This is a genomic window from Prevotella lacticifex (genome assembly GCF_019973375.1).
Taxonomy (GTDB): Bacteria; Bacteroidota; Bacteroidia; order Bacteroidales; family Bacteroidaceae; genus Prevotella; species Prevotella lacticifex.
On the sequence record NZ_BPTV01000001.1, the window covers coordinates 567364 to 587015 of the forward strand.

Here is a 19652-nt window from a genome sequence, read left to right on the forward strand (position 1 = left end):
TTATGACGGACTAAGGACGGTGGCGTAATCATGAAGTTCATCTTTTTTATCATTTGTGGGCTCATGGCGGTTCTTCGTTGACTCTCAGACAGTCTTTTACCGTTTCGTGGCGTTACAAAAGTGGCTCCGGTACGTCATTAAAGAAAACAAAATCGCTTAAACTATGAAATCAAAGTTATTGCTTACCGCTTATTGTTCGTTGGCCGTCGCCATGACTGCCAATGCGCAATATCCCTCCATAACACCGGAGGCCCAAGCTAAATTCGATGCGCTCCAGGCTGAATGGACAGCCCATAGCGACAGTGCCTGGGCCGTGGCGTTCCCAATCGTCAAAGAAGAAGCTATGCACGGACGGCCTTATGTGCCATGGGCTTTCCGTCCTTACGACCTCAAGCAGGCCAAGATTCCGGCTTTCCCCGGTGCTGAGGGCGGCGGCATGTACACAGCGGGAGGCCGCGGTGGTAAGGTGATTGTGGTCACCAACCTCAACGACGACGGTCCCGGCTCGTTCCGCTGGGCCTGCGAGCAGGGTGGCGCCCGTATCGTCGTGTTCAACGTCAGCGGCGTGATAATGCTGAAAACGCCAATCATTGTCCGTGCACCTTATATTACTATAGCCGGACAGACGGCACCGGGCGACGGCGTTTGCATCGGTGGTGAGAGCTTCCAGGTCGATACCCACGATGTCATTGTTCGCCACATGCGCTTCCGCCGGGGCAACACCCATGTGTGGTATCGGGAGGACTCCTTCGGCGGCAACCCCGTGGGGAACATCATGATCGACCATTGCTCGTGTGAGTGGGGACTCGACGAGAACATCTCTTTCTACCGCCACATGTTCTCATTGGGCGATAAATTCGGAAAGAGAAAGGAACCGACCGTGAACGTGACTATCCAGAATACTATCTCGGCGAAGGCACTCGACACTTATAATCATGCTTTCGGCTCTACAATCGGCGGCGAGAACACGACGTTCATGCGCAATCTCTGGGCCGACAACACGGGCCGCAACCCGTCGATAGGATGGGGTGGGGTGTTCAACTTCATCAATAATATCGTCTACAACTGGATGCACCGCACTGCCGACGGCGGCGAATATTCGACGATGTCGAACTTCATCAACAACTATTATAAGCCGGGACCCGTCACACCTAAGGACCAGCCGGTGGGATGGAGAATCGTAAAGTCGGAGAGCCGCAGCGGAAAGCTCTTCCCCTATCCTCAGTATGGACGTGTATATGCCAACGGAAATATCATCGAAGGCAACGACCGCGTGACGAATGACAACTGGGACGGCGGTGTGCAGATTGGCGATAAAATCAACGGTTACAACAACTTCCCCGACACGATAAAGGCACTGATGCGGTCGGACGAGCCGTTCCCGATGCCGACAGTGACCATCCTGCCTAAGGAGCAGACCTTCGACTATGTCCTCTCTCATGTCGGAGCCACCCTGCCAAAGCGCGATATCATCGACCAGAGGGTTGTCGACGAGGTGCGGACGGGAAAACCTTACTATGTCGACAAGCTCCCGAAGGATAATCCTTACGGCGACACATGGGGCCTCGCCGACAAGTCGAAGAACGCCGACGGACTCTTCAAGTACCGCCGTCTCGGCAACGACTCCTATAAACTCGGCATTATCACCGACCCACGGCAGATGGGTGGCTACCCGAAATATAAGGGAAAACCACGCAAGGACAGCGATGGCGACGGCATGCCTGACGACTGGGAGATTGCCAACGGCCTGAACCCCAACGACCCGACGGACGCCAACGGCGACATCAACGGCGACGGCTACACCAATATCGAGAAGTACATCAACGGTATCGATACTAAGAAGAAGGTCGACTGGACCGACTTGAAGAACAACCACGACACTCTCGAGGAGCGTGGAGGCGTGGACTAATGTGCTGATATGAAACGGATATTATTGACTATAGCCTGTTGCGTCGGCTGCTTCTTGGCAGCCGCCGCGCAGGATGTGGCTCTCGACAGTGCCGGGCGCAGTGCCGCGTATGTCACAACGATTGTGAACAGGAGTCGGAAGATTGTCGACGCGCTGAACATTACCGACAAGGCGAAGTACGCTAATGTGCTGAACATCGTCTGCAACCGCTACTTCAAGATTAACGATATAGACAGTAAGTACACTGATCCTACCCAGCGCGACGCCGAACTCTACAAGCATCACTTCGAGTTTGCAGCCGACCTGGCCAACTATCTCGACGACAGTCAGATAGAGAAGGTTAAGGACGGAATGACGTTCGGGGTGGTGCCGAAGACGTATCAGGCTCATCTCGAGATGATTCCGACACTCAAGGACTGTGAGAAACTGCAGATTCTCAACTGGCTCAAGGAGGCCCGTGAGTTTGCCATCGACGCTCCCGACGCTAAATCGAAGCATGGCTGGTTCGGAAAATACAAGGGACGAATCAACAATTGGCTTACTCGCCGTGGCTACGACCTAAAGGCTGAGCGTGAGGCATGGTACAAACGCATCGAGGCTTCGAAACAGAAAAATCAGTTGAAAGGAAATAAAAAATAGTCTGAAAAAGACAAAAAGTAAATCCTGCCGAACGAAAAATGCGAAAGATTCTATCCCTGTTATTGTTCTGTGTGCTGACCGTCGTGTCGTCGGATGCTTACACTGTGCCCTTCGGTTATTCCCAGGTGGGATACAAACAGTCGGCGCAGACGATTCCCGATGCCCCGGTCGTGATGTTCGTCGACTGGCAACCGGGTGACCAGAGTGCGCGCATCCAGGCCGCCATCGATGCTGTTGCGCGTCGGAAAGCCGACAGACGGACGGGGCTGAGGGGTGCCATCCTCCTCGGCAAGGGTAGATTCGAACTCTCCGAACCTCTGCGCCTCAGTGCCGACGGCATCGTTATCCGTGGTGCGGGGAGGCAGGCAACGGTACTATATAAGAAAGGTGTAGACCGTGGTGCGGTGGTTTATATCGAAGGAAAGAGTGGTATCGTCACCGGCGACAGCATCCCCTTGTCCGACGTGAGGGTCGGCGACAGGGTCGTGGTGGTGCGTCCTTCGACAAAACAATGGATTCATCTCTTAGGCTGCGACAACTTTGGCGGTGGCGGAGACCTTGGCTATTGGGGTTGGCATCCGGGCGAAATAGATGTGCAATGGACCCGGACGGTAACGGCTGTCGGGACGTCTGAGAATCAAAACGGAGGTGTGCTGAACGCCAAAAACGGCGGTTTCATCGGGTTTGACGTGCCTCTCACCATGACGCCGGAGCAGTTGGGACACGTCCGTCTGATGCGGATTAAGGCCGACGGAAGACTGAAAAACTCTGGAATAGAGAACCTGACAATCGACTGCGCTACCGACAGCTCGAACCCGAAGGATGAGAACCACGCTTGGGACGGGGTCTATGTGGCCAATGCTACCGACTGCTGGGTGCGCATGGTCGACTTCCGCCATCTTGCGGGGTCGGCAGTTGTCGTCCAGCGGTCGGCCTCGCAGGTGACGGTGGAGGATTGTGAGTCGACGCAGCCGGTATCGGAGATAGGAGGCTATCGTCGCCGGACATTCTATTGTATGGGTGAGTGCTGTCTCTTCCAACGGCTCTATTCGGAACATGGCATCCACGACTTCGCTGTGGGGTTGTGTGCCGCCGGACCTAACGTCTTCTCCCAGTGCGACAGCTACGAGTCGCTGGGCTTCAGCGGTTCCTTAGGCCCTTGGTGCACAGGACTGCTCCTCGACTGCGTAAATATCGATGGAAACGACATAAATCTCGGGTTCCGCGGTCTTGAGGGATATGGCTCGGGATGGACTTCGTCGAACGGAACGGCTTATCAGTGTACTGCTTCCGGCATCTTTGCCGATAGCGTTCCCGACGGCAGCGGCAACGTTGTCCGGGGCTGCTGGGGTCAGTTCAACGGCACGGGGTCGTTCTCCGAACTCAACGATCACGTAAAGCCGTGGAGCTTGTTCTGGGCTCAGCTCGCCGCGAGAACGGACAGTGCGACGGCAGGAAAGGTCTGCCGCGTACTCGAGAGGAGCCTAAACTCAGTCAGCAACAATCCTACTCCCGCTGAGGCAAGGATGATGGCGGACATCGCAAAGGTGCCCCGAATAACGATGAAATCGTGGATTGACAGTGCTAAACTGTCGGCTCCGGTCGCTACTCCGTTGCCTTCGTTCGTGCTGAGAGGTAGCCGCGGAGACCAGAACTCAACTGCTCAAAAGAGTAATAAAGACCTTGCTGTACAAGGAAAAAATCATAATGGAAGTCTGAATTCAACCGATCAAAACGGTAAAACGGCCGACAATTATGCCGTTGTCGGTGGAAAACTCGTTATGAACGGGCGTCTGATAGTCGGCGGAAGACAGAATACCCCATGGTGGAACGGACGCGTGCGCTACTCGGCTTTCCCTAAAATTGCCGATGCCGTCACCCGTTTCGTACCCGGAATGGAGGGTCAGGGAACGACAACGCGTATCGACAGCGTTGCTGCTCACCTGAAAATGCACCATATTGCGCTCTTTAATCAGAACTACGGACTATGGTATGACCGTCGCCGCGACGACCATGAGCGCATCCGTCGGCGCGATGGCGACGTGTGGGCTCCATTCTATGAGCAGACGATAGCGCGCAGCGGAGAGGGCCATGCGTGGGACGGACTGAGCAAGTATGACCTCAGCCGACTCAACCAGTGGTATGTTTATCGCGTCAAGAGCCTTGCCGAGGCAACGTCGTCCGACGGCATCGTTATCCTCAACCAGCACTATTTCCAGCATAATATCCTTGAGGCCGGAGCCCATTGGGTGGACTGTCCGTGGCGACCGGTGAACAACTTAAACTCTACCGCGTTCCCTGAGCCGGTGCCGTTCATTGGTGACAAGCGCGTCTATATGGCCGAATATTTCTACGATACGGCCAATCCAACGATGGCGCGGTTGCATTCTCATTATATCAAGAATATGCTTTCGGCCTTCGCCGGAGAGCCAAATATCATCCATTCCATCGGAGAAGAGTACACCGGACCGTACCATTTCACTGTTTTCTGGCTCCATACCATCGCCGACTGGGAGGCTCAGACGGGTCGGCATGTGCTCGTCGCGCTCGCCGCTAATAAGGATGTGCAGGATTCGGTCATGCAGGATTCGGTATCGGCAGGGGCTGTCGACATCATAAATATAGAGCAATGGTGGTATAATAAGAAAGGGCTCTATGCTCCGGAAGGCGGTAAGAATATCGCCCCGCGACAGTATCTGCGCCGGTTGCGGCCCGGAAAGGTGACTTTCGCCGATGTCTACCGTAGTGTCGTCGAGTGCCGTTCGCAGTGGCCCGACAAGGCCGTTGTCTATTATGCCAACGCTTACGACCAGTTCGGGTGGGCGGTTCTCATGGCCGGTGGCAGCTGTCCCGCTATTCCGGTCCGCGACGATGCTTTCCTCAAAGCTGTCGCGACGATGAATCCGGCGGTTTCGACCGATGGCTCATACGTTATCATGAATACCGCCGGCGACTGCGTAATATATGTCGATACCGACCAGGTCTACATTGCGAGGGGACTGTCTGACGGTACCTTTGCCGTCAGAAAGATCGACGAAAAGACCGGAATCGTCGGCCGTCCGACAAAGATTACAATTAAAAACGGAGCCGCCGACTTCAATCGCGGCATCTATTGGCTGACAAAAACAAAGTGAACCGCAGATTTAAATGTGATGATTTGCAGATGAAAATGCAATGATTTACGTGTTATGATGCAATCAACCGCTGCTTAGAATGCATTAAATCACAGATTAAAATGCATGAAAGACCAGATTAAGCCGCATTTAATAGCATATAAAGATAATTTTAACAAAATAATAACAGCTACGTCATGACAATCAACGACGACATACTCCGCTACATCAAAGATGCCGATTTCATTCGGTTTGTCTTCGAGGGCACACCCTCGCAGTTGAACTATTGGCGTGGCTATATAGCCCGTCGACCCGAAGAGAAGGATGCCGTATTGCGGTCGAAGTACCTCTTGCTGCATCTTGACGAGATGGAATGCCAGTTCAGCGATGCTGAGATCGATGGCTTGAAAAAACGCATTCAGACCTCACTTTCCGACTGAAAATGGTATTATTTAGTCGTTTTTACCAGTTTTTCCCATTTTAAAACCTGATTTTTCCACATCGAAACGCACTTTTTTCCTATCTTTGCAACAGAATCAAATCAACCTACACTAAGCTAAAAACTAAAACAAGCTCATGGATTTAAATACTGTTGCAAAAGAGGAAATGGCATTGCGCTTGATCGATGATTATCGCAATGGAGACGAGAAAGCTTTCTCGTCACTATATAATATGTATGCCGTGGCACTGCTGAACTACGGCATGTGTCTCACCTCCGATAAGGAAATGGTCAGGGATTGTGTTCATGACGTATTCGTGAAGCTCCTTGTCAAGTGCAAGACAAGTAAGATAAGCAAGGTCAGCAGCTACCTATTTATCTCCCTCCGTAATCGTCTCACCGATGAGTTTCGGCGCGGTTCGTTCAGCACCGACACCCCCATCAACGACAATAAGATGCGGAGAAGCGACGACAGTGCTGAGGATTTGTTTATCCGTCAGGAGGACGACAGCATCCTTCATGCCGATGTCAGCAAGCTCTTTGCCGAGCTCACACCCCGTCAGCGCAAGGCTTTCAACCTTTATTTCATAGAGCAGAAGAAGTACGATGAAATCTGCCAGATTCTCCAGATGAACTATCCATGCGTCCGCAACCTCGTACACCGTGGTATGATGAAGCTGCGCTCGTCGGAGACTTTCCGCCAGATGAAACTCACGGGAGCCCGTTCTTTCTGAGTCCCCACAGCCATTTTCCTGCATCAGTATAACGAAAAAACAAAATGAATCAGTCCTCCCGCTCTTCAGCTTTCAGGGCTGATTCATTTTGAAATCGTCCTTGTCAATATCTGTTTAAACGGCTTTTTCCTTCTGCGACAATCCATGTAACAGTCCATTCAAATCGCTTCTCCTTTCTGTAACAGTCTAAGCGACAGACCGTTCGAATTGTTTTTCTTTCGGTAAGAGTCTATGCAGGAGTCCGTTTAAACGTCTAATTCAATTTAAAATCCACGTCCCACTTCTCCGGCCACGCCGGTTTGAGGATCCGTCGGCCCTCAGCATCGCGCTGCAAGAGCATCTCCTGAAGTCCAATCATCCCGCTTCCGCCCCAGTTATGGTCCGGTGCCCAGTCGTGACCGGGACCCCAGAAAGCCGGAAAACGGTAGGGACCGTCCTTCAACTTGGCTGTGTTCAGCGTGGCGGCCTCGTCGGTCAGCCCTAAGTCGGCGGCAAAGATATTTGCTTGCTCCCAGCTCGTTACGCCCTTGAACTGCTGCACGTAAGGGTCTAACTTCCACGTATTGACGGCCGTTTGCAGTGAGTCGAGGCCCACGCCGTAGCAATGCCACGGAAACACGGGGTAGAGCTGAGGCAGTTCACGGTTGTTTATTCTCGCCCAGACCATTGCCGGAGCTATCACCTTATGGCCGTCGATGATTCTTGTCGGGATTGGCGGCACTCTGCCGACGACACCCCTGAAGTAAGCTATCGTAGAGCTGTCGGCGTGGTTAACGGTCAGATAGTCACACAGTTTCGTGGCTACCACCCTCATTGCCGCCACCGTATTTGCCGGATTGTAGGCCATCTTGAACGTCTCGCATCCCGACCCCGGATATATAATAAGGTGGCCGTCGCCGTCGAGAGTCTTCCGTCCCATCTTCCGCGCCTGCCACTGATAGTGCTCGTCGAAGAACCTCACGCTCTCCTTTATCATCGGAATATAGTCGCTGATGTTCATATTTCCGTTTCTGTTTGCGTCCAAAGCCATCCCGCAAAACTCCAGGACAGTATCCCAGGTATATTCGAGCCACGCATTGTAGTCGACCCCTCTGTCGTAGTCCGTCGGTCGTTTTTTGCCGTATTCATCGATATTCGACAGTCCGAAGTTCTCTATCTGCTCCGTGAAGTTTGCCCCACCGTGACCCCAGTATGTCCTCACCCTCAGCATTGCCGTGGGCAGGATGCGCTTGTAGAAGTCCAGTTGCGTCCTCAGCATGTCGTAGTCGCCGCTCTTGACCATTCCCCAATAAACGAGCCGTTGGTTCTGAGCCGTGAATGTGCCGCCGCCCCATCGTCTGAAGTCGGGAGTGAAAGGATATCGCTTGTCGACATAAACGGGGTCGAAAGTGAACAGTCCTCCGTTGAATTTCGTGGGCCATTTGCCGTAAGCATTGCACCCGAGCATATATCTGAAGAGCGTGTAGTTGCGCGTTATCGCTGCCGCCTCACCCGTAGCGCGGATGTGGCTGCGTTGCCAGAAAGCATGCCACCACTGTCGCGACTCGTCCGCTTTCGTCCTCTTGCTGCCGCTGACGAGAGCCCTAATCTGCCGCTTGAAAGCATCGACACCGTCTTGCGTGTCGTCGAGAGCGATGAGAATCTGCGTCCGCGTCAGCACCTTCGTCGTCGTGAAATTCCAGCTCCGGTAGTCGGTGGAGGCATAGATGCCGTCGCCGGTACCACTGAACCGGAAATCGGGACACACTAAAAGACCTCCCGACACGAGCCGCCCTATGGGGTTGAACGTCCGGCTCCGCTCGCTGCCTAAGTCCTGCTCAATGGCTGTGGCATCAAAGACGGTGGAATCGCCGTTTTCGTGGTATGCCCAGACCCCGTTCGCATAAGGTTGTATGCTGTCGGCGGTGGTCTTCAGCCCCGGTACCTTTCCGAATTTATAGCTGCACTGCTGGCATTCCATCTTGCGTATTTCGCGGTCGCGGTATCGCCACGACTCATAGCTCACGGTGCCCGTGAAGCCACGGCCGTGGATGTCGACGTGAATCACCGGACGGAAAACGTCGACCCAGATGCTGACGTTTACCTTATCCGTCGCTACGCTCACATAACCGTCGTAGACATGAAGTGTCTGGCGGAACGACCTGCTGTCGAAGACACTCACCTTCCCGTTGCCGTTTTTACCATTGCTTTTTTGATTCCTGGCGTCATATAGCCGCAGCCTGTAGCGTCCTGCCTTCAGCATCGTATTGTTCTCGTCGAAGGTCCCGCTCCTTTGGGCGTAGAACATCAGGTCGCCGTTCTCAACCCACACGTTCAGTCCTATCGACCCGCCGCCGCAAGGCATCGACCCACTGCTGTTGCTGCTCTGCGTCGTCCATGAGTAGTCGTCGGGAATATAGCCGCGGCCGTCCTTCGCCGTTGCCGACACCGACAAAACCAGGAAAACGGCCGTCAGCAGCTTATTCAAAATACAGTCCATGAGCCTTCCCCGTAACCTTTATCGTCTGATTCTTTATCCCGTCGAATTTGCAGTTCCTCACGTGTATGTCGTAAACATTGTCATTATCGGCCAATCCCACGATGAAAACGCCATTTTCGCTCTCCTCGCAGGTGCTGTTCTCCACCCAGACATTATGTACCGTTGGCGGAAAATCGCGGCAGCACTGCTCCTTAGGGTCGTAGTCGAGGTTAATCTTCAGCACAGCCTCCTTGCACCTTCCTACCTTTACGTTCCTCACGAAGATATTCTCCGTCGTACCACCGCGGCAGGGGTTCGACTTTATCCTGATAACCCTTTCGAGGTTTTTCGAGTCCATGCGGCAGTTCTCCACGAATACATTTCTCACCCCTGCGGCAATCTCCGAGCCCACGACGACACCGCCGTGACCGTCCTCCATGTCGCAGTTTCTGACTATAATGTTCTGCGATGGCCGTCCGTCGGAGCGTCCGTCCTGGTTGCGTCCGCTCTTGATGGCTATGCAGTCGTCGCCGGTGTGGAACCGGCAGCCCTCGATGAGTACGCCGTCGCAGCTCTCCGGATCGCAGCCGTCGCCGTTAGGTCCCTCGTTCCATACGTGTACGTTCCTTACGGTCAGATTCTTACAGAATACCGGATGGATGACCCAGAACGGTGACCGGAGCAGCGTGACTCCCTCGATGATGATGTTCTGACCGTCTATAATGTTTATCAGTTGCGGCCGCAGTCCATAGCCTTTCCCGAAGATCCGCTCCTTGAGTGGCACCCCGTAGGCAACCATTTTCAGCAGTTTGTTTCTCGCGCCGGTGTACTTGCAGTTCTCCCGACCGTCCTTATAGCCGAATCGCTCCACACCCGTCATGAACCACCATGCGTCGTTCGATGCTCCGCCGTCGATGGTTCCTTCGCCCGTGATGCCCACGTTGCTGACATTATTGCCGTAGATGCATGGCTGGTAGTTGTAGCAGTCCATACCCTCCCAGCGGGTGCGGACCAGCGGATACAGACTTGTGTCGAATGCGAAGACAAGCCGTGCGTCCTTCTCCACCACCAAGTTGACACCACTCTTCAGCGTCAGTGCCCCCGTGTTCCATGTTCCCGCGGGCACCACCACGCGCCCTCCGCCTTTCCGTGAGCATGTGGCTATGGCCTTGTTTATGGCTTTCTGGTTTTGTGCCGCGGAGGCTTTGGTGCTCGCCCCGAACTTTGTTATGATATAGGTCCGACCGTTAAAAACCGGCGATTTCATCGACGATTCCACCTGTTTGTACGTTGTCTGCCATTCGGGAGCATCAGCCTTGGCGGCGAATATGCCCACGACCAATAATGAAAGGAGTATAAAGACTTTTCGCATCTGATTTTGTTTTAGTTATGTTCTATATAGTTTTCGGATTAATTCGGTAAGAGTTTGTCGGCCTACAAAGTTAATCTAAACGAATTAAATGACAAAACGTTTTCGCCGATTTGTTTCCCGATGACTCTGTTTTTTCCCGGTTAAAAATGCGAAATATATTTACAGCAATCCAATACATGCCATTTTGCGTTGCGAAACGGGCCGTTTCGTCTCCTGAAACGGTCCGTTTTGGCTTCTAAAACGGCCCGTTTCGCAACGCAAAATGGCATGTATTGTAAGCCGTTGAAACACAATCCGTTGCGAGGACGGGTCTTTGCGATGCTCTGTTTGAATTATTTTTACTAAATTACCGTGGGCAAAAGCGCATCAGATTATGCTGGTTCCGTTGTCCCAGAGCCGGCTTCCGGTCCCGCCAATATGGCCGGAAGATGGTCCGGAGAGACTATTCGGCTCCGTTCGTCTGTTACAATTCCGCTTCTCTTTCGTCCATTTATAAAGATGGAGTAATTATATATAATGTATAGGAAACCGCTAATAACAGTTATTTGTCTGCTCTTGTCGCTGACATCCGTGGCCGGACCAGCCACCGGAAAGCATGCGACTGTGAAGGAGAAGGAGTATTACGTGTCGACATCGTTCAACGAACCGGCCACCGACGGCCTCCGTTTTATCTACAGCGATGATGCCATCCACTGGAAGTCGATGCCCGATATCTTCCTCGAACCACGTGTCGGCAAGCAGAAAGTGCTGCGCGATCCCTCCATCATCCGCACCCCCGACGGCATCTATCGCCTCGTGTGGACCTGCTCGTGGCGTGGTGACCGTGGCTTTGGCTATGCCGAAAGCCGCGATCTCATGCACTGGACCGATGTGAAATTCGTCAGCGTCATGCCCGACACCACGACTGTCAACGTCTGGGCTCCCGAGCTCTTCTGGGACTCCAAGCGGCAGCAGGCCATGGTCGTGTGGAGCTCGTGTGTGCCCGGACGGTTCCCCGACGGACAGGAAAAGCACGACAACAACCAGCGCCTTTACTACTCTACGACGAAGGATTTCCGCTCCTTCACCCCCGGCAAGCTCCTCTACGACCCCGGTTTCAGTAGCATCGATGCCACAATTATGCAGCGTGGCGACGACGATTATGTCATGGTCTTCAAGGATAACACCCGTCCCGAGCGCGACCTCCGTGTGGCCTTCGCCCGTGATCCGCTCGGTCCGTGGTCGTCGGCGTCGGCACCTTTCACCGCCAAGTTCACCGAAGGACCTACGGTGACAGCCCTCCCCGACGGCAATCCCATCGGTAACGGATGGCTCGTCTACTACGATGATTATGGCAAAAAGCGCTTCGGAGCCGCCTTTACCCGCGATTTCATCGAGTTTAAGGATGTGTCCGATGCCGTTGATGTGCCCGTAGGACATAAGCACGGCACCATCTTCCGGGTGCCGGAGCATGCCCTTAGACTGATGCTCGAGCCCTACCGTGTTCACTATTCGGGCTCGACCATCGCCGATGCCACACGCCATGACGGTCGGCTGTCGCCCGTCGTCGGTGTCCACAACATCCAAATCCTGCGTGCCAACCGCGAACATCCCACCGCTGCCAACGGCAATGGGTGGACCTACAACCACCAGCCGATGATGGCATATTGGAACGGTAGGTTCTACGTCCACTACCTTTCCGACCCCGCCGAGGAGCATGTGCCGCCATCGCATACGATGATGCAGACCTCCACTGACGGCTATCACTGGACCAATCCCGTAGAGCTCTTCCCCACCTACGACGTGCCGGAATGGTTCTCGAAACCTAATTATAAGCCCAATCCATCGCTCCAGTACCCCGATGCCTACAAGCAGCGGCCGCTGAAAGCCATCATGCACCAGCGCGTGGGGTGGTATGTCTCCACCGACGGCATACTCCTCGCCATGGGCAATTATGGTGTTGCCCTCGACAGAAAGGACGATCCCAACGACGGCAACGGCATCGGACGTGTCGTCCGCGAGGTGAGGAAGGACGGCAGTCTCGGCCCCATCTACTTCATATATTATAACCACGGCTTCAACGAACGCAACACCGCCTATCCCAACTACCGCCATGCGCCACGGCGGGTGCGCAAGGCCTGTGAGGAGATTTTGGCCAATCCCCGCTACCGTATGCAGTGGGTGGAGGAGGCCGACCGCAACGATTCCCTTATCCCCGTGCCCAACGGCTATAAGGCTTACAACGACTATACCCTCCGCGACGGCACCCTTGTGGCTCTGTGGAAACACGCCCTGACCTCTGTCAGCCGCGACGGCGGACGGTCGTGGTCGCTGACGCAACGTGCGCCGGGGTTCGTCAACAGCAACGCGAAGATATGGGGGCAACGGCTGACTGACGGCACCTATGCCACCGTTTACAACCCGGCGGAGTTCCGGTGGCCCTTGGGAATATCGCTGAGCAGCGACGGTCTCGACTACACGACGCTGAATCTCGTCTGCGGTGAGGTGCCCCCGATGCGCTATGGCGGCAACTACAAGAGTCGCGGACCGCAGTATGTGCGTGGCATCCAGGAGGGCAACGGGGTACCGGCCGACAGCGATCTGTGGGTCGCTTACTCGATGAACAAGGAAGATATATGGGTGGCGCATGTCCCGGTGCCCGTCCTGACGACGGCCACGGAGCAGGCTCACGACGACTTCAGCGCCTATAAGTCGATGGAGGACCTGCGGTCGTGGAATATCTATTCACCCCTGATGGCTCCCGTAACGCTCGACGGGAAGTGGCTGAAGCTTGCCGATGCCGATCCTTTCGACTATGCCGTGGCCGAGAGAAAGGTGCCGCCGACGAAGCTGTTGAATGTGGCTTTCGACCTCAAACCGGCCCAGAACCACAACGGACAGCTCCAGATCGAGTTCAAGGACGAACAGGGAACGGCATGCTCGCGAATCGAATTCACCGCCGACGGCCGCATCCGTGTTAAGGACGGAGCCCGCTATGCCAATGTTATGAGCTACAAGCCCGACAATACTTACCACCTCGACATCACGCTGAACACTGCCAAGCGGCAGCTGACAATAGCCGTCGGCGACAAGCGTGTGCAGCGGATGTTCTTCAATCCCGTTCACGATGTGGAGCGGATAACGTTCCGGACCGGTGCCGACCGCTATTCGCCCACTGTCGATACTCCCGCCGACTGGTATGGCAATTTGGCCGGAGCGGGCGACAGCGATACCGTGGCGGTGTACCGGATAGCCAATTTCGTGACCCGCGACATGTCGGATGACGCTGGGGCTGCGGTGCTCAGAACCGATGAATTCGCCCATTATGTCGACTTTTTCAATGCTATGGAGGATGAGAATATAGCTCAGGCGATACCCAACAACGACTCCTGGAAATGGATGAAAAGCAACATTCCGCTCTTTGAATGTCCCGACAAGCAGTTTGAGACGATGTGGTACTACCGCTGGTGGACCCTCCGCAAGCACATCGAGAAAACGCCCGTGGGCTACGCCATGACCGAGTTTCTCGTGCCGAGGAGCTATGCCGACAAGTACAATCTCATCTCGTCGGCCTTAGGTCACCATATTATGGAGAGCCGGTGGATTCGCAATCCCGAGTTCCTCGACGGCATTATCCACACGTGGTACTATGGTAACGGTGGCGAGCCGATGCGGAAACTGAACTTCTACAGCCAGTGGACACCCTACGCCATCGTCCAGCGCTATATGGTCGACGGCCGTAAGGACTCACTCGTCAGCTTGCTGCCGCGAATGGAAAGGCAGTTCTCCGACTGGGACAACCATCGCTGGACCACTCCTTCGGGGAAGGGATTGTACTGGCAGTACGACGTCCGCGATGCTATGGAGGAGACGATCAGTGGCGGACGACGGGAGAAAAACGCGCGTCCGAGCATCAACAGCTACATGTACGGCAATGCTGAGGCCATTGCTGCCGCAGCCCGTCTGGCCGGCGACAACGACGCGGCCCAACGCTACTCCTGTCTCGCCGACACTCTCCGCACCCTCATCCGCACCCGTCTTTGGGATGCCGATGCCCGTTTCTATGAGGTCCGTAAGCCCGTCGGCGGGGCCGGTGGCGTTGTCGTCGGCGACTCGTCGGCGCATGTGCGGGAGGAGATTGGATTCCTGCCGTGGTATTTCGGTGCTGCCGCCGACAACGGACGCGACGCCGCGGCGTGGCTCCAGCTCGTCAGCGACAGCGGCTTCTGTGCTCCCTACGGCATTACCACCGCTGAGCAACGGCACCCGCGGTTCCGCTCCCACGGCGTGGGGAAGTGCGAATGGGATGGGGCTGTGTGGCCCTTTGCGTCCTCACAGACTCTCACGGCTATGGCTAACTGGCTCAACGACTATCGTGTCCGACCGATGGAATCGGCCAAAATGATGGATAGAGGGGAACAGTTCTGGCGTGAGGTTTACTTCGACAATATGAAGAAATATGTCGAAAGTCAGAGCCATAGGGGTCGGCCTTACATCGGAGAGTATCTCGACGAGACCACCGGAGCGTGGCTGATGGGTGACAGGGAGCGCTCCCGCTATTACAATCACTCTACGTTCAACGATTTGATTATCACCGGACTGTGCGGTCTGAGGCCCTCCGCCGGCGACACGATTGTGGTCAATCCGTTGCTGCCCGCGGGCAAATGGGATTATTTCTGCCTCGATAAGGTCAGATACCACGGTCATGATGTCACCATCGTTTGGGATAAAGACGGCAGCCGTTACCATGTGGGTGTGGGACTGACCCTGCTCGTCGACGGTCGGCGGATGGCCTCGCGAAAGGATATTGGTGAACTGAAAGCGGTGCTGCATGAATGATGGGATGATGCTAAAATAATCGGAGCGGATTGCCGTTTCAATTGAATGGAATGAAGAAGATACTGATTATACTGTTTGCTCTCATGCCTTTGGCGGTGCTTGCCGAAGGCCGTGACGACTTTGGCGGTGCCCTTTGGATTGGTGCTACAGCCGATGCCAACGACTCGTCGGCCGACCGCAGTATTATCCTTTCGAAGACTTTCCACAGCAGTGAGCGTAAAGTTAGAAAGGCGGAAGCGTTCGTCTGCGGTCTCGGGGCTTACGAACTGTACATCGACGGGCACCGCGTCAGTCCCGACGATGTCCTTTCGCCGGCATGGAGCGATTATAACAAGACGGTATTCTATAATGTTCTCGATGTCACCGACTGTATTAATGATATCCGGCAAGGTCAGTCCCGTGGTGGTAACAAGAAGGCGCTATCCTCCAAAATGGCCGATTCCATCGAACATAACGTGGAAGTTTGGCTCGGCAACGGGTTCTATCATGAGAACGGACGACGCTATCATAAGCTCACAACCAACTATGGTCCGCTGACCCTTCTCTTCCGTTTGCGCATCGAATATGCCGACGGCAGTGTCGAGAATGTCATGAGTGACGGCTCGTGGCAGTGGCGGCTGAGCCCTGTAACCTACAATAGCATCTACGGCGGTGAGGACTATGATGCCCGACTTTGGCGTCCGTCGCTGCCCGCCGATGCCCATGCCGTGGTGCAGACGGCTCCCCGTGGCGTTCTCCGCAAGCAGATTTGTGATCCCGTCCGCATCATGGAGAGGTTCCCGGTCATGGCTAAGCTCCTCGACAGAGCGGACTCGACGGGGCACCATACCGTCGTCTACGATATGGGACAGAATCTTGCCGGATTCCCCGAAATTACCGTCCGCAGTCGTCGCGGGATGCAATTTACGCTGACCGTTGGCGAAACGCTGCGTCCGGACGGTCTCGTCAGTCAGAAGCAGACGGGCAAACCACATTATTATATATATACTTGTGGCGGTCAGGAAAGCGAAAGTTGGCATCCGAGATTCACTTATTACAGCTTCAGATATGTGCAGATTGATTACGACTGCGGTAGCGACGGAGTCGATTTGCCGTCCGATTCTGTCATCATCTCGCTCCATTCCGATTTCATATATAATGCAGCCGCCTCCCGCATGGCATCGTTCTCGTGTTCCAATCCGCTCTTCAATAAGACCTTCGACCTTGTCAACAACGCAGTGAAAAGCAACTGGATGACGGTGTGGACCGACTGCCCAGCTCGTGAAAAGCTCGGGTGGCTCGAGCAGGACTGGCTCAACGGACCGGGGCTGATGACCGATTTCGACTGCCGGAAGATGATTGAGCAGGAGATGATTGTTATCGCCGACGCCCAGCATGCCGACGGTTCCATGCCGGAGATAGCCCCCGAGTACATCCGCTTCGAGGGCTCGTGGGCCCCGCCTTTCCGCGAGTCGCCGGAATGGGGAGGCGCTCTTGTGGCCCTGCCTTTCCTCTACAAGCAGGTCTATGGCGACGACCGACTGGTGGAGAAGTACCTGCCTCAGATGCGCCGTTATGTTGACTACCTTGCCAAACGCGACTCCGCCGGAATACTGAAGATGGGACTTGGCGACTGGTACGACTACGGACCGTGGCGCGCCGGCTTCTCCCGCAATACGTCGTTAGCCCTCGTCAGTACGGCCCATTACTATCTCTGGACGCGGCTCGCAGGCCTCTCCGCACGTGCCGACAGCATCAGACAGGCGTTCCTCGGGGCCGGTTTCCGACCCTCGTCGCAGGCTGCCATTGCCATAATGCTGGATCTCGGACTCTACCGCGACGGCCAGCGTCAGGCACTCGTCGATAGTCTTGTGGCCGACATCCACCGTCATGGTGACCGTCTGACGACCGGTGATATCGGCACGCCCTATCTCTTCCGAACCCTCATCAGGTCCGGTCAGGAGGACCTTCTCTACAAGATGCTCAATCATTACGACGTCCCCGGCTATGGAGCGCAGCTCCGTAAGGGTCTGACAACACTCTCGGAGCAGTGGGACCCCGACCGTGGTGCGTCGCGAAACCATTTCATGCTCGGTCACATCAACAATCATCTTGTGCCCGACGTGGCAGGAATACATATCGAGAACGGCCGCGCCAGCATAGCACCGGTGCCGATGGGCGACCTCCGGTGGGTCCGCGCAACGGCGTACGTGGGCTCACGGCGCGTGGCCGTAAGTTGGAAAATTGACAACGGAGTCTTCGACCTCAGCGTGGAGTCTCCCGAAAAGAATATCATCATTATAGACTATGAGAAGATTAACTCTATGTGTGCTAAGCGTCATCTTCGCCTGCACTACAAATTTAAACGCTCAGAATAACTACGGCGGACAGTACACCCGCAGTTTCCACGACATCATGACGACCGTCGGCAACCGCTGGAATGTGCGCTTTAAGTATAATGTCGACACCGTCGGACTGCGTCTGCCGTATGCCGATTTCCGCGTCCGGCCCTACTCGTTGGAGGAAACGCTGACGAATATCTGTAAGTATTTCGATTTCAACTGGTGGAAACAGAACGACGGTCTGTACAAGATTAAGCCTTACGAGTATCCCCGCCGTCACACCGACGAGGGTGCGCGGATGCTCGATTACCTCCGGGGTCTCTACTCAAACCGCCAGCAGTTCGAGGTCCGTCGCGACAGTGTGCGCCTTCAGGTACGCCGTTTGTTGGGCATCGACGACTACAAGCGCTGTCTCGTCCATGCCAGACCGGTATTGGGGAAGGTCCTTGTGCGCGACGGATATACCACCCAGAACATCTGCATCGAGACCCTTCCCGGCGAGCATCTCTTCGGAACCATCTACACGCCCCATCCCGACAAGGCCACACAACGGCGCTGGCGTGCAGCCAACGGCACCGGAAAATATGCGCTGATCATCTGTCCTGACGGCCATTTTGCCGGTGGTCGCTATCGCAAAGATGAGCAGCTGCGGCTGGCTACGTTCGCAAGGATGGGTGCCGTGTGCGTCGATTTCGACCTCTACGGATGGGGACAGAGTGAGGAAGAGTATGGCAAGGACAGTCATCGCACAGACCGCGCCCACGTCATCCAGGCTCTCAACGCTGAGGTCCTGCTCGATTATATGTGGAATAACCGCAAGGACATCGACCATAACCGCATCGGTGTCAACGGCGGGTCGGGCGGTGGCACCCACACTGTGCTCCTTACCGTCCTCGACGACCGCATCAAGGCTGCGGCTCCGACGGTCAACCTCGCAAGCCATTTTGACGGCGGCTGTCCCTGCGAGAGCGGCAAACCCATCCAGCTTGCGGGCGGCGGAACATGCAATGCCGAGCTGATCTCGTTCTTTGCGCCGCGTCCTTTGCAGATTGTCAGCGACGGAGGCGACTGGACGGCATCCGTTCCCACACTCGAATATCCTTTCCTTCAGTATGTCTATGGATTCTATGGAGCCCGCGATAAGGTGGAGAACGTCCATCTGCCGGGTGAGCGCCACGACTACGGACCGAACAAACGACAGGCCAACTACGACTTCTTCGTCCGCGTCTTCGGTCTCGACAAGAGTCTTTGCGACGAGAGTAAGGTGACAGTTGTGGCTCCGGAAGTGCTCCAAAGCCGCATCGCCATCCATAAGGTAACGCTCAAATGACTTGTCCAATGGCTTGATTCATTCATCAGCCTACATTATATTATATAGCATCGGAGCATGAAACGGAAATCTGGTAACTTGTAATAATATGTAAAAGTAATTCATATTAATATCCGTTTTGGACCGTCCTTGTATATTGTTGATTTTCAATGGGTTATCAATACATGCCATTTGACGTTCTAAAACGGTCCGTTTTAGGACGCGAAACGGTCCATTTCGCAAGCTGAAACGGGCCGTTTCGCAAGCCGAAACGGTATATTTTGGAATGGTGTAAATATATTTCAAAATAGAATTATTATGCTGCAAGGACCGATGCCTGGGCTTTCTGATTACAAAACAGCGGTTCTTCCGTCATTTAATAAGATGGTGACTGACGCTCAAACACCACTGTTCAGTGGCTCTGTCACAACCGGTTTGCACTTAGCATTCCATCATCCGGCGGTCTGATTTCCATTGGTCGACGACCCCGTGATTACCTGAATATATCGTGACTGCGACGAAACCACGATTCCCAAAAGA

Annotated in this window: 10 protein-coding genes and 1 pseudogene; 9 read left to right on the forward strand and 2 right to left on the reverse strand. The window is 54.7% G+C overall.

The genetic code is table 11. The annotated features are described in order from the left end of the window. Positions 1–163 precede the first annotated feature (163 nt). The 5 genes from LDN30_RS02105 to LDN30_RS02125 all read left to right on the forward strand — a co-directional run bounded on the left by LDN30_RS02105 (position 164) and on the right by LDN30_RS02125 (position 6834). A complete protein-coding gene (locus LDN30_RS02105; protein WP_223928601.1) occupies positions 164–1909 on the forward strand; it encodes a polysaccharide lyase in 1746 nt (581 codons plus the stop codon). Between the two features lie 9 nt (positions 1910–1918). After that, complete coding sequence (locus LDN30_RS02110; RefSeq protein ID WP_223928602.1) at positions 1919–2548, forward strand: DUF3826 domain-containing protein; 630 nt, start codon at positions 1919–1921, stop codon at positions 2546–2548. Between the two features lie 38 nt (positions 2549–2586). Then, a complete protein-coding gene (locus LDN30_RS02115; RefSeq protein WP_223928603.1) occupies positions 2587–5682 on the forward strand; it encodes a DUF6298 domain-containing protein in 3096 nt (1031 codons plus the stop codon). Between the two features lie 176 nt (positions 5683–5858). Beyond that, positions 5859–6101 carry a hypothetical protein gene (locus LDN30_RS02120; RefSeq protein WP_223924953.1) on the forward strand — a complete coding sequence of 81 codons (243 nt, stop codon included), beginning with the start codon at positions 5859–5861 and terminating at the stop codon, positions 6099–6101. Between the two features lie 136 nt (positions 6102–6237). Then, positions 6238–6834 carry an RNA polymerase sigma factor gene (locus LDN30_RS02125; RefSeq protein WP_223924955.1) on the forward strand — a complete coding sequence of 199 codons (597 nt, stop codon included), beginning with the start codon at positions 6238–6240 and terminating at the stop codon, positions 6832–6834. 253 nt (positions 6835–7087) lie between these two features. On the opposite strand, the gene LDN30_RS02130 is transcribed toward LDN30_RS02125, so the two are convergent. Then, the gene (locus LDN30_RS02130; protein ID WP_223928604.1) at positions 7088–9313 is read right to left on the reverse strand and encodes a DUF5703 domain-containing protein; all 2226 of its coding nucleotides are present in this window, start codon (positions 9311–9313) and stop codon (positions 7088–7090) included. Beyond that, complete coding sequence (locus LDN30_RS02135) at positions 9294–10664, reverse strand: glycoside hydrolase family 28 protein (RefSeq protein ID WP_223928605.1); 1371 nt, start codon at positions 10662–10664, stop codon at positions 9294–9296. Before LDN30_RS02135 ends, LDN30_RS02130 begins: the two co-directional genes overlap by 20 nt. Positions 10665–11180: 516 nt before the next feature. On the opposite strand from LDN30_RS02135, the pseudogene LDN30_RS16605 reads away from it, so the two are divergent. The 4 genes and pseudogenes from LDN30_RS16605 to LDN30_RS02150 form a co-directional block, all read left to right on the forward strand. Then, positions 11181–12095: pseudogene (locus tag LDN30_RS16605) on the forward strand (glycoside hydrolase family 43 protein); the annotation flags it as partial. A 33-nt stretch (positions 12096–12128) separates the two neighbouring features. After that, positions 12129–15482 (forward strand): MGH1-like glycoside hydrolase domain-containing protein, encoded by a 3354-nt coding sequence (locus tag LDN30_RS02140; RefSeq protein WP_223929417.1) that lies wholly within the window; start codon positions 12129–12131, stop codon positions 15480–15482. Between the two features lie 50 nt (positions 15483–15532). Then, positions 15533–17839 carry an alpha-L-rhamnosidase gene (locus LDN30_RS02145; protein WP_223928606.1) on the forward strand — a complete coding sequence of 769 codons (2307 nt, stop codon included), beginning with the start codon at positions 15533–15535 and terminating at the stop codon, positions 17837–17839. After that, entirely contained in the window at positions 17769–19133 is a 1365-nt protein-coding gene (locus LDN30_RS02150) for an acetylxylan esterase (RefSeq protein ID WP_223924962.1), read from the forward strand. Before LDN30_RS02145 ends, LDN30_RS02150 begins: the two co-directional genes overlap by 71 nt. The last annotated feature ends 519 nt before the right edge of the window (positions 19134–19652 follow it).